11 protein-coding genes are annotated in these 14,473 nt (G+C 66.2%); 1 reads left to right on the forward strand and 10 read right to left on the reverse strand.

What is annotated here, in order from left to right:
• Positions 1-465: 465 nt before the first annotated feature.
• From ACTZQ5_RS05600 to ACTZQ5_RS05645, 10 genes are all read right to left on the reverse strand, one after another.
• Positions 466-1,257 carry an AIM24 family protein gene (locus tag ACTZQ5_RS05600; protein ID WP_443584181.1) on the reverse strand — a complete coding sequence of 264 codons (792 nt, stop codon included), beginning with the start codon at positions 1,255-1,257 and terminating at the stop codon, positions 466-468.
• Between the two features lie 17 nt (positions 1,258-1,274).
• Entirely contained in the window at positions 1,275-2,201 is a 927-nt protein-coding gene (locus ACTZQ5_RS05605; RefSeq protein WP_443584182.1) for an HpcH/HpaI aldolase/citrate lyase family protein, read from the reverse strand.
• Positions 2,198-3,307, reverse strand: a complete 1,110-nt coding sequence (locus ACTZQ5_RS05610; protein ID WP_443584183.1) for a cysteine protease StiP domain-containing protein — start codon at positions 3,305-3,307, stop codon at positions 2,198-2,200. The genes ACTZQ5_RS05605 and ACTZQ5_RS05610 overlap by 4 nt, the downstream gene beginning before the upstream one ends.
• Positions 3,297-4,049 carry an HAD family hydrolase gene (locus tag ACTZQ5_RS05615; RefSeq protein ID WP_443584184.1) on the reverse strand — a complete coding sequence of 251 codons (753 nt, stop codon included), beginning with the start codon at positions 4,047-4,049 and terminating at the stop codon, positions 3,297-3,299. The genes ACTZQ5_RS05610 and ACTZQ5_RS05615 overlap by 11 nt, the downstream gene beginning before the upstream one ends.
• Positions 4,046-5,161, reverse strand: coding sequence for a phosphoribosyltransferase domain-containing protein (locus ACTZQ5_RS05620; RefSeq protein WP_443584185.1), 1,116 nt, complete (start codon positions 5,159-5,161; stop codon positions 4,046-4,048). The genes ACTZQ5_RS05615 and ACTZQ5_RS05620 overlap by 4 nt, the downstream gene beginning before the upstream one ends.
• Before the next feature lie 83 nt (positions 5,162-5,244).
• Positions 5,245-5,820 (reverse strand): TerD family protein, encoded by a 576-nt coding sequence (locus tag ACTZQ5_RS05625; protein WP_443584186.1) that lies wholly within the window; start codon positions 5,818-5,820, stop codon positions 5,245-5,247.
• 27 nt (positions 5,821-5,847) lie between these two features.
• A complete protein-coding gene (locus ACTZQ5_RS05630) occupies positions 5,848-6,426 on the reverse strand; it encodes a TerD family protein (protein WP_443584187.1) in 579 nt (192 codons plus the stop codon).
• A gap of 26 nt (positions 6,427-6,452) precedes the next feature.
• Complete coding sequence (locus ACTZQ5_RS05635; protein ID WP_443584188.1) at positions 6,453-7,577, reverse strand: DUF475 domain-containing protein; 1,125 nt, start codon at positions 7,575-7,577, stop codon at positions 6,453-6,455.
• A gap of 38 nt (positions 7,578-7,615) precedes the next feature.
• Positions 7,616-8,794: a TerD family protein gene (locus ACTZQ5_RS05640; RefSeq protein WP_443584189.1), complete on the reverse strand. Its 1,179-nt coding sequence runs from the start codon at positions 8,792-8,794 to the stop codon at positions 7,616-7,618.
• A 29-nt stretch (positions 8,795-8,823) separates the two neighbouring features.
• On the reverse strand, positions 8,824-9,402 hold the full coding sequence (locus ACTZQ5_RS05645; protein WP_443584190.1) for a TerD family protein: 579 nt from the start codon (positions 9,400-9,402) through the stop codon (positions 8,824-8,826).
• 132 nt (positions 9,403-9,534) lie between these two features.
• Between ACTZQ5_RS05645 and ACTZQ5_RS05650 the strand changes: the two genes are divergently transcribed.
• The gene (locus tag ACTZQ5_RS05650; RefSeq protein WP_443584191.1) at positions 9,535-14,112 is read left to right on the forward strand and encodes a PDDEXK-like endonuclease domain-containing protein; all 4,578 of its coding nucleotides are present in this window, start codon (positions 9,535-9,537) and stop codon (positions 14,110-14,112) included.
• Positions 14,113-14,473 lie beyond the last annotated feature (361 nt).

The following is a 14,473-nucleotide window of genomic DNA, read 5'->3' on the forward strand; positions in this document are numbered from 1 at the left end:
GATGAGTATCAAAGCAGCCTGGTTCAGCGACCTAGGCGCGTGCCCCCGATCCGCTTCGTACAAGCCTCGGATCTAAGACGGCCTGTTCATTGCGGACGGGCGGATCCTCCTGTTTGCGTTTGCCGTTGGACGACGGGTAGGCGACCGCTCCGCTATCCGCCCCCCCCCGTGCCATGCACGTCGCGCTCGGCTCAGTCATCGCGTCCGCCCAATTTGCCGTTCCGAAGTTCGGTGTGACGCGCGGAGGGCAGGACATGACGGCTTGGCTTAGAAGATTGTCGCGAACCCTTGACGTCGCTTTTCTAGCTACGCACCGACCAAGCCACGGAGTTGTGCAGGGTAGGATCTGGAAACATCTCAGACAGCCGCCGAAGTGAATGGACCGCTCAGACCCGTACGCGACAATTAGCGACGGGGAAGATCGACCATCCTCCATGGGCGGACCATGACTGCAGACACCCCAGTTCAGCCCAGCCGCATCGTCGGAGTGAGCCACACCGTGCCACGCCCGGAAAAGACGAAGACCAGCCCCTCGCCACTCCGCATCGCACTGCGCAGGCCCCGGACCAGCGGGCGAAGCTCGACCTGCAATCCAGCCGAATACATCAACATCAGGTCGCCATCGACGATCAGTTCGTCGCGCCCGTCCAGCTCCACCACCTCGACCTCATCGACCGGCACCGGCGATTCCACGACGAAGGCCCCCGTTCCGGTCAGCTTGGGCTGCATCAGGCCGTTGCCCGACAGCACGCCCTGCACGGAGCGGTGGATATGGGTCGACAGCACAATATTGCCGTCGCAGGCGTAGAAGGCGCCATCGTCGAGGATCAGCGCATCCTGCGGTCCCTCCATCTGCGCCAGGATGAAATGCTTGGGTGTCGCCTCCGTCCAGACCTCGCCCTGCCCTGCATAGCGGGTCGCGAAGGCGCTTTCCCCGGTGCCGGCGGAGGTGATGGCGCGGGCGAAGAAGCCCCCGGCGCCGGCATTCTTCTGGATGTCGATCTGCAACCGCCCCTTGGCATATTGCAGCGCGCCCGGCTCCAGCAGCGCCGCACCGCCATCCAGCACGATCCGCAACTGACGCGCCGTAGCAGGGTGCGGCGGGTGGAGGTGGATGGTGGCGGCCGTCCCGCCGGGCGAGGCGTTGGGCACATGCATCGGCGTGCCGAGCGCGTGGCTCTTGCGCACGAACTGATACAGTTCGAACCGGACGCCGTTGCCGCCCTGCTCGTCGATCTTGCTGCGATACTCGCTCATGCCGTTGTCCCTTGTCGTTATGCGCGCAGCGGTATCGATGCGGGCGGCACCATGGCATCCGCCACGCCGAAGGCATCGGCGCGGGCCAGGATCCGCTCGGCCCAGCCGCGATGGGTCGATGGCTCGCACATCACCCCATGATGGGCGAACACGGCCGGGCCGTCCGGTGCCAGGATCGCCTTCGCCTCCCGCCACTGGTGCGACGGCACCGCGAGCGCGGCCTGGATCACCGGGACCTGATCGGGATGGATCGCCGATTTGGTGAACAGGCCATGCTCGACATCGCGCTGCACCTCCTCGCGCAGCAGCGCGGTGTCGCCGAACCGCTCGCACACCGGCGCGCTGAGTGCAAAGCCCCAGGGCGCAAAGCTGCCGACCAGCATCCCGATGACCGCACCCAATGGCCCGTCATACGCCGTCCGTCCCGCAACGCGGCGCAGCCCCATCGTCTGCAACAGGTCGTTGCCGCCGATCCGCAGCGCCAGGATGCGATCCTGCACCGCCAGCAACTGATCGCGCAACCGCCGCAGCTCATAGGGATCGAGGGCCTCGCGCGTCTCCAGCGTCGGCATCAGCCGATGCCCCGCCGCATAGGGCAGCGCGAGATAGGCGGGCATGTTATCGGCATGCGCCTTGGGCAGGACGAAGCCCTGAACCCGTTCGATGCCGGGCAGGTGGAGGATATGATCGAGCATCATGCCGTTGCGCGGCCGGATGAAGATCATCGGATCGCGGGGGCCGGCGTCCCGCTGCGCCAGCCGACGCAACAGCGCCGCCAGATGCGCCATCGCCACGGGAATGTCGGCCTCCAGCACCGCATCCTCCAGGCACAGCACCGCGGAGCGCAGTCCCGACACGGCAGTGGGACCGAACAGCCGCTCGTACAGATCGCGCCGGGTGCACGGCATGTACAGCGTGGCGCCCAGAGTCATGGCCAGCGTCATGCGTCCTTCCCCAGGCTGCGGATGATCGCCACCGCGCGGTAACGGCTGTCATCGCCGAGGTTCGAGACGGGCACGCCGCCACGCTCGGCCAGATGGAGCAGATGCGCGACATCGGGATCCTCGCGATCGCGGACCAGCAGCCGTTCAGGCATGCGGCGCAACAGGGCACGCGTCGCCTCGGCGATGCCGGGTTTGATCCGGTTGCGGTCGGCGGTCTGCGCCAGGATGAGCAGGCGCGCGACCATCGCCTCGCACGCGTCGCGCAGTGCCGGCCGTCGCGCCTCATGCCCGTCGATCGCCTGTACCGACGCCCGGAGTGCCAACGGCGTCAGCGCATCGACAAAGGCGCGCGAGCGATCGACCGCGGCGAATTGCGGATAGGTGACGCAGGCGTGATAGTCATCCACCCCCACCAGATCGGGGCGCAGGATCGACCGGCTGACCAGTCCCGAAACGATCCCGTTCAGCAGGCCCGAGGCGATCAGATAATCGTCGTCGCTGGCGGCGATGTCCGCCTGTCCGGCGGGATCGGCGACGACCGCCAGCACGGGCGCGAAGCCGAACGGCCGGTCGGCAAGGCTGGCCCGCAATTCCTTCGCGATCGCCCCCTTCCCCGTCCAGCCGTCGACGAACACGACATCGGCCGGGTCGTGGTGAGCGGCGATATGGCGCAGCGCGTTGCGGTCGATGCCGCGATCGCGGATGATGCTGACGGCATAATGATCCGCCACATGTCCGGTGGCGCGCAGCACCCGCGTCAGCAGCACGCCGATCGGCGTCCCCGCCCGGGCGAGGCTGGCGATCACCACCGGCCGGCCGGAACGTCGCGCCACCAGATGCGCGGCGAGGCTGGCAATGTCGCCCGCCAGCCGCTCGCCGTTGCGCGCCAGCGCGTCGTCATACAGCGACAGATAGGCGTCGCCGGGCACGGCTTCGGGTGCGATCATCTCCGAATAATGGCGGCGACCCGACTGGATCAGCGCCTCTTTGTCCGCAACGTCGGTGGCATCCAGCGCGACCGGCTTGAGCAGGAACGTCACGTCCTCCGCTGCATAGCTGCCCGAGAACGGCGCTTCGGCCAGGGTGGTGACGGGATCAGCCGCCACGCAGGATCTGCCCGCCCAGTTGCGACCCCACCGGCATCATCGCAAAGTCGCACACCGTCATGAACGGCGCATCGGTCAGGCTGTCACCAATGCCCAGGACGGGCAGGTCGCCATGCTCGGCCCGTATCCGGGGCAGCAGCCGCTCGACCGCGTGCCGCTTGCCCAGATAGGGCGGCATCAGCGCGGTATTGTTGCCGTTGCGGTGATCGGTCCAGCCCGCGGCCAGGCTCGGCACCGCGGCATCGACCACCCGGTTCAGCGCGGCGCTGTCCGCCGTCGCATGTTTGACCAGCACGTAAAGCGGCACGTCGTCTTCGGTCAGAACGCGCACGCGGATCGCCTCCCCCTGACGCTCCGCCTCGGCCGCAATCGCACCGGCATAGCCGGTCAGTTCGGCAACGTGCGCATCGGCGCTGGCGGCCATGCGTGCCGCCCATTCCCGATCCACCCGCCCCTGATCGTCGAGGATCACCCCGCCATGCGCACAGATTGCGGCGGTGAAGGGGATGCGAACCCGACGCAGCGCATCCAGGCTGCGCGCCGTCACCGGGATCAACCGCGTCGTCTGCGACAACCAGTTCAGAAAGCCCATCTGGCGCGGCGTCGCATAGCTCAGCGGATCACCCTCGCGCGTGAAGCCCAGCGGCGTCAGCCGATCGGCCGGCACATCCCCCGGACATTTCCCGATCGTCTGGAACAGCGTGTCGTCCAGATCGACGAACGCGATCGCCCCTATCGTCATCGCCACCCCAGAACCGAAGCATCGAGCGCAGAGATCAGCGCCGGATCGACACTGGCTATCGGCGTTTCGTGACAGATCCAATTCGCCCGCCCGTCGGCTGGATCGGCATTGTAGAGATAGTTGGCGACGCCGGTGTCGTAATTGTCGCCGAAGCACAGCCGGGTTGCCATCGCGCCGCCGATCCGCGCCGGGCTGCGGCTGGTCGCCTGCACCACCACATCGCGGCCCGCCGCCTCCAGCCGTTCGGCAAAGCGAAAGGGCAGATAGGTGAATTCGCCGGTGCCAATGATCCGCAGCGGCCCGGTGCCGCCGGGCAAGGGTTCGACCGGCAAAGTGTCCGGCGAATCCTGCCGCCCCAGCCGTCCGTGATTGACATGCGCTGCCATGGTGCCGAGCGACCCCGCCCGCGCCTCGAATGCCGGATCGGCGCGATGATCGGCGGCCGTCCAGTCCAGCCGTCCGCGCAGCAGCGACACGACGTCGGTCGGGCGGGGCATGGCGCTCCAGCGATCCGTGCACGCCGTCCAGTCGGTCAGCGTCGCGACGACGATCCGTTCGACCTGCGGCCATTCGGCGACCAGCGCCGCCGACAGGTTGCGGACGGTGGTGCCGGTGGAGATTTCGTCATCGACGATCACCAGCGATCGCGGATGCGCGAGCGCATCGGATTGCGGGCGATAGATGAGGTGGGCGGAGGCATGGCTGTGCGGCTCCTCGAACCGGCACAGCAGCGGCGCGTCCACCCTTTGCCGGGTGGAATGGATGAAGCCGGCATCCTCGCGCCCCGTCCGACGCCGCCATTCCTCATGCAGCATCTGGCCCAGGCAGATCGCCGTCTCGGCCAGTCCGACGACCAGCACCGGGCCGGGCAGATCGGCTGGAATGGCGGAGGCGAGATCGTGAACGCTGCGCCGCATGACACTGGGCTGCGCGGGCAGATGCCGCCCCAGCACGCGCGACACCACGAGATAGCCCCGCTTCGGATTCTCCCGCGCGGCAAAGTCGCACAGCGCGTCGAGCGACCAGCGGGCGTGCTCGACGCTGACGGTCAGCTGCCCGGTCGGCAGCGCGATGCAACGGGGTGAAGGTGCAGGGTCCGGCACGGCCGACATAAGGCAAAAGCGTCCCGAATAAACGACCGTGGAAAGCCAATCCCGCCGGTCGTCCCGGCGGGATCACGTCATCGGCCCTGGCGTCAGATATTGACGCCGAGCGACTGGGCGAGCGGCCCCAGACCACCGGCAAAGCCCTGTCCGATCGCCTTGAACTTCCACTCGCCATTGTGGCGATACAGATCGCCGAAGATCATCGCTGTCTCGCTCGATGCATCTTCCGACAGATCGTAGCGCGCGATTTCGGTGCCGCCATCGGCGTTGACCACCCGGATATAGGCGTTCGACACCATGCCGAAATTCTGGCGGCGCCCCTCGGCATCGTGGATGGTCACGGCGAAGCTGAGCTTCTGGATCTCGGCGGGCAGCTGGTCGAGGCCCACGACCACGACTTCGTCATCGCCGCTGCCCTCACCCGTCAGATTGTCGCCCTGATGGACGACCGCACCGTTCGCGCCATTCTTGTTGTTGTAGAAGACGAAATCCGCGTCCGAACGGACCCGGCCACCGTCGTTCAGCAGGAACACGCTGGCGTCCAGATCGAACGCGCTGCCATCGGTCACGCGAGTGTCCCAACCCAGCCCGACGCGCACGCCGCGCAGGCCCGGTGCTTCCTTGCTCAGGCTGACGTTGCCGCCCTTGGAGAGAGATACTGCCATCGTCGCTATCCTCGATATGGTCGGCGATCAGCCGACGTTGACGCCATAATTGCGGGCCATGGGGGCCAGGCCGCCCTTGAACCCCTGACCGACCGCGCGGAATTTCCATTCGCCATTGTGGCGATAGACCTCGCCGAAGATCATCGCCGTCTCGGTCGACGCATCCTCGGTAAGGTCGTAGCGCGCGATCTCGCGGCCGGTGATGTCGTTCACGACGCGGATGAAGGCATTCGACACCATGCCAAAGCTCTGCCGCCGTGCCTCGCCGTCATGGATGGTGACGCTGACCGCGATCCGCTGCACGTCGGCGGGCACCTTGCCCAGTTCGACCTTCAGCGCCTCGTCGTCGCCGTCACCCTCGCCAGTGCGGTTGTCGCCGGTATGCTCGACCGAGCCATCGGTCGACCGCAGGTTGTTGTAGAAGATGAAATCGGCGTCGCTGCGCACCTTGTCCCCTGCGCCCAACAGGAACGCGCTGGCGTCGAGATCGAAATCGGTGCCGTCGGTGGTGCGCGTGTCCCAGCCCAGACCGATCAGGATATGGGTGAGACCGGGTTCTTCCTTCGACAGGCTGACATTGCCGCCCTTGGCCAGGCTGACTGACATGGATGTGTTTCCTCTCTCTTGATCGTTCAGATGGACAGGCGTTCGCCGGTCGGCCCGACGGGAACCGCGTCCTCCAGCGCGACGTCGCCCCCGCCTTCGCCACCGCCCTCCCGCCGGTTGGCGCGGATCGAGGCGAGCAGCGCCATGCCGATAAAGGCCGCGCCGATCAGGCCGGTGACGGTTTCGGGCACCTCGACCCGGACCGAGATCAGCATGATCGCGGCCAGCGCGATGATGGCGTAGAAGGCGCCGTGTTCGAGATAGCGATATTCGGTCAGCGTGCCCTTATCGACCAGCATCACCGTCATCGACCGGACGAACATGGCGCCGATGCCCAGGCCCAGCGCGATGACGAACAGATTGTTCGACAGCGCGAACGCACCGATCACCCCGTCGAACGAGAAACTGGCGTCCAGCACCTCCAGATACAGGAACGCCGCCAGCCCCGACTTGGCGACCGCGACCGTGGCGGCGGCATTGCCATGCGACGGCTCTTCCTCTTCCTTTTCGAGGAGCGTGCCGATCGCCTGCACCGCGATATAGGCGAGCAGGCCGAAGATGCCCGCGGTCAGGAAGGTCATCGCCTCCGCCGTCGGGATGACGCGCGAGATGCCGTACAGGGCGACCAGCACGATCGCGATCGCCAGCCCCGAAATCCGCGACAGCCCGGCGAACGGCCGCTCGATCAGGCCGATCCAGTGCGCATCCTTCTCTTCGTCGAGGAAGAAGGTCAGTCCGACCATCGCCAGGAACGCCCCGCCGAAGCCCGAGATGCCGACATGCGCGCCGGTGATGATCCGTTCATAGGCGATCGGATCCGTCGCCGCGAGCACCACCGCATCGATCGGTCCCAGCCGCGCCGCGATGGCGACGATCACCAGCGGGAACAGGATGCGCATCCCGAACACGGCGATGACGATGCCCCAGGTCAGGAAGCGCCGCTGCCAGACCGGCGTCATGTCGCGCAGCACGGTGGCGTTGACCACCGCATTGTCAAACGACAGCGATACCTCCAGCACACCGAGCACCAGCACGATCCACAGGACGCCCAGCGTGCCCGCGACATCGTGTGTCAGCGTCCAGCCGATCCATGCCCCAATGGCCAGACAGATCGCCGAAAAGGCGAACGATCCCTTGAAATATTTAAACATTCTTCCCCCGTATGCCGTCGATCACGATCGAACGGCGCTTAATCCTTGCTCCCCGCGACCCAGCGCAGGCCCCAGCCGAAGCGTTCGTCGAGATCCTGCTGGTCGCCGACATATTCGACGATCCGCGTCGCCTTCAGCTGGCCGCCGTCATTCTCGATCAGGACGATGCCGCACAGCCGGCGGTCGTTGCGCCCGTCGGTCATGCGGACCTCGATCGGCGGCTGATCGGGCATGGTGACCGTCACCACGCCATCGGTCTGCTGCCAGTTGGGCACGCCGTCATAGATATTGGCGAAGACGACGATGCGGCGCAGGTCGGACCAATGGGCGCCGTTGATGCGCATCGTCTCGCCCTGCGAGACGTCGCCCGTACGATCGTCGCCCGACAAGGCGATATAGGGTGACTGGTCGAAACCGCCGAACGCCCGGCCCAGCGCCTGCACGACGCCTTTGCGGCCATTGGTCAATTCGAACAGGCATCCCAGATCCAGATCGATGGCGGTGCTGCCGCCGAAGAACGCCTTGCGCCCCCGCGACCAGTTGAGATTGACGACGATCTCGCCGAAATGGCTGCCTTTCTTCTCCAGGCTCACCGTCTGGCCCGGCTTGTCGAGCGTCACCTTGGTCAGGCGCACCGGCGGTGCGGGTGGGGGTGGTGGAGGCGCCGGCGGTGGCGCGGCATCCTCGGCAACCTCGATCCCGAAAGACCGCGCCAGCGGCGCCAGCCCGCCGTTGAACCCCTGCCCCACCGCTCGGAATTTCCACTGGCCGCCGCGGCGGTAAAGCTCGCCCAGCACCATCGCCGCTTCGGTCGCATGGGCCAGCATCGGGCGATAGCGGATCCCGTCACCGCCGCCCGCCGGGGTGACGGCGATCTCGGCATCGGCGATCAGCGCCAGCGTCTGTCCCTTGGCCTGCGCCTCATGGATCGTCACGCAGAAGACGATGCGCTCCAGCTCGGCGGGCAATTGCGCCAGATCGACGGTGAAGCCGCCCCGCGCCCCCGTGCGATCTCCGAAGCGCACCGCACCGGCCGCGCCATCCGGCTGGTTGTAGAACACCATGTCGGCATCGCCGCGCACCTTGCCATCGGCCGTCAGCAAATAGGCGGAGGCATCCGCCTCGACATCGCGTCCCGACGGGATCGCCCATGAAAAGCCGACAGACATCCGGCTGTCGGTAACCGGCGTGTTGCCGCCCTGTTGAAGCTCGGTCATGCGCCGCAATTCCCCGCTTGGACCACAGATCAGAGAACAGCGTTGATCGCGGAACTCATTTCGTGGAACGTGCGCCCCATGGTCCGCTCGCCCAACGCCTTCATATCCCAGCCCTGACCGTTGCGGGTCAGTTTGGCCATCACCTGCCCCGTGTGGCTGCCCTCTCCCGTGAGGTCGTACCGCGCCATCTCGCGTCCCGTGGTCAGGTCGACCAGTCGACAATAGGCATTGGCGATCCGCTCAAAGGTGTCACCCTGGAAGCTGTTGACCGTGAAGACCAAGGTCTGGACCGAGGACGGGACGCGCGACAGATCGACGTTGATCGTCTCGTCGTCGCCGTCGCCCGCACCGGTCCGGTTGTCGCCGCTATGGACGATGCTGCCGTCCTTGCTCGACAATTGGCGGAACCAGATCTCGTCGACCATGCGGCGGTTGCCGTCGAACAGCAGGCACGAGGCATCGAGATCGATGTCTCCGCCGCCGCTGAACAGACCAAGCAGCCCCTTACCCTTGCGCACGTCCCAGCCTAAGCCCATTGCAATCCTGATCGGGCAGCCTCCGCCGGACTTCTCGAGCGAAACCGTCTGCCCCTTCTGCAAGCTAACCATATCGTATCGAAGCCCCTATCAACTTCCGAATGGTGGCTCGATCAACGACGAAAGGTCAAGATCACACCCGCTTAAATTTTTGATCCGTTTCGGTCAGTGCAGAAAGCGTTAACGGCACCTCTTCATCTTCCGGTGCTGGCCGTGCGAAGGTACAACGACATCGAGTGGAAGGCGGCGGGTTTTATGATCGAGCGGGATCGCTTGACGGCACTGATCGAATATGTCGAGGCTACCGAGCGAGATCGATTGCGCACGGTCAGCGACATGGCGGACTACCGCGCATTTCGGCGATCGGGTGAGGATGTCATCCTGCTTCCCGGCGTCCTGGTCAACGTGCGCGACGACGACGATCACCGTTGGTTGAGCGTGGACCGCCTCGTCCGGCGGCCGCCGCCGGTGCCGAGCGACCCAGAATTGCGCCGATGGATCGACCTGCGCGATGATGTCGCGCAGGTGCCAAGTCTGCGCCGCGAACTACCACGAGAGATGCTCGACGACGCACTGCGCGACGGGATCGAAACGCCTGGTCTGGCGCTGATCGATCATCCCGAAGCCGCGCGATTGAACGCGGCACTGGAGGGCTACAAACGCGAAATCTGGTCCGCCTGGGCGCTCGAGGAACGGCCCCGCCGGCAAGCGATCGACCTCTACAACAGCCTGTTCGCGGTTCGCCAGACGCTGGACGGCGGGTCGGAACGGCCGGTCGAGCTGGTATGGGGCATCGGCGTCGCGCGCTGGACCCGGCCGCTCGGCCGGCTGCACCACCCGCTGCTCACCGTTCCGGTCGAACTGACGCTGGACGAGGTCACGCACCGGATCGACATTCGCCCGCGCAGCGAAGCGCCGCCCGGGATCGAGACAGCTCCGCTCGACGCACTCGACGCGCCCTCTGTCGACGAGTGGCAGGCCGGTGCCCAGCGCTATCTCGACGCGATGGAGGGCGAAGGCCTATCGCCTTTCGATGCGGAGAGCTTTGCACCACCGCTACGCCGGGCGGTCGCGCTGCTCGATCCCGATGGACATTATCTGCCCGATCTGGGCGAACGCCACCCACCGACTGGAGAGACCCTCCAGGTCGATGGCGGCTGGGTCCTGATCGAACGCACGCGGCAAGCGACGCAGTTGATGGACGATCTGCGTCGGTTCAAGGCCGCTCTCGGCACAATCGACGATCCGGAATCCCTGCCGCCTGCCGTCCGTGTCCTGCTGCAACCACCCGCCGACAGCGCGACGACGGAGGCCTATCCCAGCTATCGCGGCGTCTCGACGGTGCCGGGCGTCACGTCCTCGGACGGATCGGGCCATGACCTGTTCTTCCCCATGCCGTTCAATCGCGAACAGGTAGAAGTGATCCAGCGCCTCGCCACTCGGCCGGGGGTGGTCGTGCAGGGGCCACCGGGCACCGGCAAGACCCACACCATCGCCAATATCATCAGTCACTATCTGGCGCTTGGCAAACGGGTCCTCGTCACCTCGCAAAAGGCACCCGCGCTGAAAGTGCTGCGCGACAAGCTGCCCGCCGCCGTTCGCCCGCTCGCCGTCAGCCTTCTCGACAGCGATCGCGACGGACTGAAGCAATTCCAGGAATCCGTCGACATCATCGCCGACCGGCTGCACCGCACCCGCCCGACGGAGACCGCGCAGCAGATCGCGGTGCTCGATGCCCGGATCGAGGCGATCCATCGCCAGCTCGCCAGCATCGACCGGCAGGTCGAGGATATCGGTCGACAGGCGATGACCGGCGCGACCATCGACGGCGCGGGCGTCGAACCCGCCGATGCCGCACGACGCGTGATGGCGGCGGGAGAGCTGGCGGATTGGCTGCCCGATGCCATCGACGTCATCGCCTCGCACGAACCCGAGTTCGACGATGCCGCGATCATCCGGCTGCGCGCCGCGCGCAAGGAAGCGGGTGAGCGGATCGCGCTGCTCGACCAGCCACCGCCGCCGGGTGACCTGCCCGGTGCGGCGGCAATCGGCGCGATACACCGTGATCTGGTCGAGGCCCGCGCTCTGGGTGAACGGACCGGGGGCGATCAGGCACTGGGACGACAGATTGGTGCCGAGGCCGTCGCCACCTTGCGCGCGCAGGCCGAAGCTCTGCTTACCACCCGGCGTCAGGCAATGGCGGGCGGTTTCGGGTGGTCGACCACCGTGCGTGATCGCTGGCTTGCCGATGCCGACGATCCCGCGCTGGTCGCCCTCGACGGACTGGCAGACGAAGCCGGGCAGGTCGCGGCCGAGGCGCGGCATTTCCTGGTCCGCCCGGTCGTTATGCCGGATGACGCCGTCACCGATGCAGCTTTCCGCGAAACCGTTGGCCGATTGGCGGCCGGTGAGGATCTCGGCCTGTTTCAGAGCCTGTTCGCGCGACAGCTCAAGACGCAGGTCGCCACCGTCCGTCTTTCAGGCCGCGCACCCGGTGATGCCAGCGAATGGACCGAGGTTCATCGCCATCTCGTGCTCTGCGATCGGGCGATCCGGCTCGCGGCCGCGTGGAACCATGCGGGACCGCTTGCCGGGGTCGATCCGGTGCCCAGTCAGGAACCGGCCGCCGCCGAGGCCATGCGACGACAGCTCACCCAGATCGCCGCCCTTCGCGCACTGGCGCAGGACGAGCGGGCATTGGCCGACGGCGTTCGGATGTGTCTGCCCGGATGGCGACGCCCGCTGATCGGCGACGATGCCGCGACCGAGGCGCTGATCATGCTGTGCGACCAGCATCTGCTGGTATTCCGCCTATCCGCCGCCGAAGAGGAGCGCGACCGGCTGGTGACGCTGGCGCGCACTATCGGCGGCGCGATCGGTGACGAGATACATGCCATCTTGCAGGACATGGTCGGACAACCGGGCATCGACGCCACGCTGCTGGACCGCCGGTGGCAGGCGGCACTGAGCGAGGTGGCGGTCCTTCGTGCCCTGATCCCCAGCTTCGCGACGATCCGCGACCTGTCCGCGCTGATCGCGGAAAACGGCGCACCCGGCTGGGCCGCACGATTGCAGGCTGAGGCGGTTACGGGCAGCGAGGACGCGCTGACGCCCGGCGACTGGCGCGAGCGCTGGACGCTACGCCGGCTATCCACCTGGCTGCGCCGGGTCGACCGGCATGATCGGCTGCGCGCGCTGGGGCAGGAGCGCGGCGAGCAGGAGGCCCTGTTGCGCCGCGCCTATGAAGAGGCGATCGAACTCCGCACCTGGTGCCGCCTGGCCGAGAAAGCCAGCGATCAGGTTCGCACGGCGCTCGCTTCCTATGCCCAGGCGATGCGAAAGCTGGGGCGCGGCACCGGCATCCGTGCGGGTCGCTATCGTGCCGATGCGCGTGCCGCGGCGGACAGGGCCAAGAACGCCCTGCCCTGCTGGATCATGCCGCATTACCGCGTGTCGGAATCGCTGCCCGCCGAACTGGGCCTGTTCGACTTGGTGGTGATTGACGAAGCGTCGCAATCGACCGTCGCCGCGCTTCCAGCCCTGCTCCGGGCCCGCCAAGTCCTGATCGTCGGCGACGACCGGCAGGTCAGTCCTGATGCCGGTTTTCGCGAAGAGGCACGGATGAACCAGCTGGCCGACCGCCATCTGGGCGGCCAGGTCGCCGATTACCGATCGGCGCTCCGCGAGGAAAAATCGCTGTATGATCTGGGTACGGTCGTCTTCGCTGGTGGTGCGATCCTGCTCAAGGAGCATTTCCGCTGCGTCGGGCCGATCATCGAATATTCCAAGGCGCAGTTCTACAGCCACCAATTGGTGCCGCTTCGGCTGCCATCGGCATCCGAGCGGCTCGACCCGCCGCTCGTCGATATCCTGGTCGAGGACGGCTATCGCCGGGGCAAGGTCAATCCGCCCGAGGTCGACTGCATCGTCGATGCCATCGGTCGCATCGCCGATGACCCGGCGATGCACAAGCGCTCGATCGGCGTGACCACGTTGCTCGGCCAGGAACAGGCTGTCGCGATCATGACGGCGATCGAACAGGTGCTGGGCTCCGAAGTCCAGTTGCGTCACAACATCCGTGTCGGCGAGCCCGCAGCCTTTCAGGGCGACGAACGCGACATCATGTTCATCTCGCTGGTCGCGGATAGGAAGAGCAGCGGCCTGTCCGGCCTGGGCTACGAGCAACGCTTCAACGTCGCGGCATCGCGTGCGCGCGACCGGATGGTTCTGGTCCGCTCAGTGGAGTTGGAGGATCTGCGTCCTTCCGACAAACTGCGCCGAAGCCTGATCGAGCATTTCCATGCACCCTTCGCAGGCGACGACGCCTTGGTCGCCGATCGTCGAACCCGATGCGAGTCGCCATTCGAAATTGAAATGTACGACCTTCTCGTCGAACGGGGTTATCGCATCGACACGCAAGTGCCGGTGGGCACCAAGCGCATCGATCTGGTGGTCGAAGGCGAGAACGACCGGCGATTGGCCATCGAATGCGACGGGGACCGTTATCACGGCCCCGATCAATGGCCGCACGACATGGCCCGCCAGCGCATGCTGGAACGTGCCGGTTGGATGGTGTGGCGCTGTTTCGCCTCGCGCTTCGTTCGCGAACGTGATGCCATCATGGGCGAACTGATCAACTTGCTGGATGCTCGGGGGATCCAGCCGCTACTCAAGGATGGCACCCCGCCAAGCAAGTTCACTGAACACCGCCGCTGGCGCAGCACGCCGGAAACCACCGAACCGGTACCATATGCTTGGCTTGTCGCTGTCGACCAGACTTGATCCGTCTGCGCGGAAGCATCGATGAAGCGCATTACCCACACAGGATTCATTCTCAAGCAGACAAGGAATGGACGACCTTGGAGGAGGTGTGTCGGAAGGCCGGCATATCGATACGGACTTATGACCGATGGCGTGGCAAGACGGGGGGCTGATACCGTCGGAGATGAAGCGTCTAAACGTGCTGGAGAAGGAGAAACTGGCGGCACCGCGCGATCGGCGCTGCATACCATCGGTGCTCAGCTGCAATCGTTGGCAAGCGAGTCGATCGGCGCAAGGCATAGATACTCGCCTCGCATTGGCTGATCACGCCTGTCGCCGGCGCGCGACCATCCCCGGCATCGGACCGATTACCGCATCACCC

This window comes from Sphingomonas cellulosilytica (assembly GCF_052321755.1).
GTDB lineage: Bacteria > Pseudomonadota > Alphaproteobacteria > Sphingomonadales > Sphingomonadaceae > Sphingomonas.

Bases quoted from the DNA above. Each gene is read 5' to 3' on its own strand.
- ACTZQ5_RS05600 (WP_443584181.1), bottom strand. From the start codon at position 1,257: ATGAGCGAGTATCGCAGCAAGATCGACGAGCAGGGCGGCAACGGCGTC.
- ACTZQ5_RS05605 (WP_443584182.1), bottom strand. From the start codon at position 2,201: ATGACGCTGGCCATGACTCTGGGCGCCACGCTGTACATGCCGTGCACC.
- ACTZQ5_RS05615 (WP_443584184.1), bottom strand. From the start codon at position 4,049: ATGACGATAGGGGCGATCGCGTTCGTCGATCTGGACGACACGCTGTTC.
- ACTZQ5_RS05620 (WP_443584185.1), bottom strand. From the start codon at position 5,161: ATGTCGGCCGTGCCGGACCCTGCACCTTCACCCCGTTGCATCGCGCTG.
- ACTZQ5_RS05625 (WP_443584186.1), bottom strand. From the start codon at position 5,820: ATGGCAGTATCTCTCTCCAAGGGCGGCAACGTCAGCCTGAGCAAGGAA.
- ACTZQ5_RS05630 (WP_443584187.1), bottom strand. From the start codon at position 6,426: ATGTCAGTCAGCCTGGCCAAGGGCGGCAATGTCAGCCTGTCGAAGGAA.
- ACTZQ5_RS05635 (WP_443584188.1), bottom strand. From the start codon at position 7,577: ATGTTTAAATATTTCAAGGGATCGTTCGCCTTTTCGGCGATCTGTCTG.
- ACTZQ5_RS05640 (WP_443584189.1), bottom strand. From the start codon at position 8,794: ATGACCGAGCTTCAACAGGGCGGCAACACGCCGGTTACCGACAGCCGG.
- ACTZQ5_RS05645 (WP_443584190.1), bottom strand. From the start codon at position 9,402: ATGGTTAGCTTGCAGAAGGGGCAGACGGTTTCGCTCGAGAAGTCCGGC.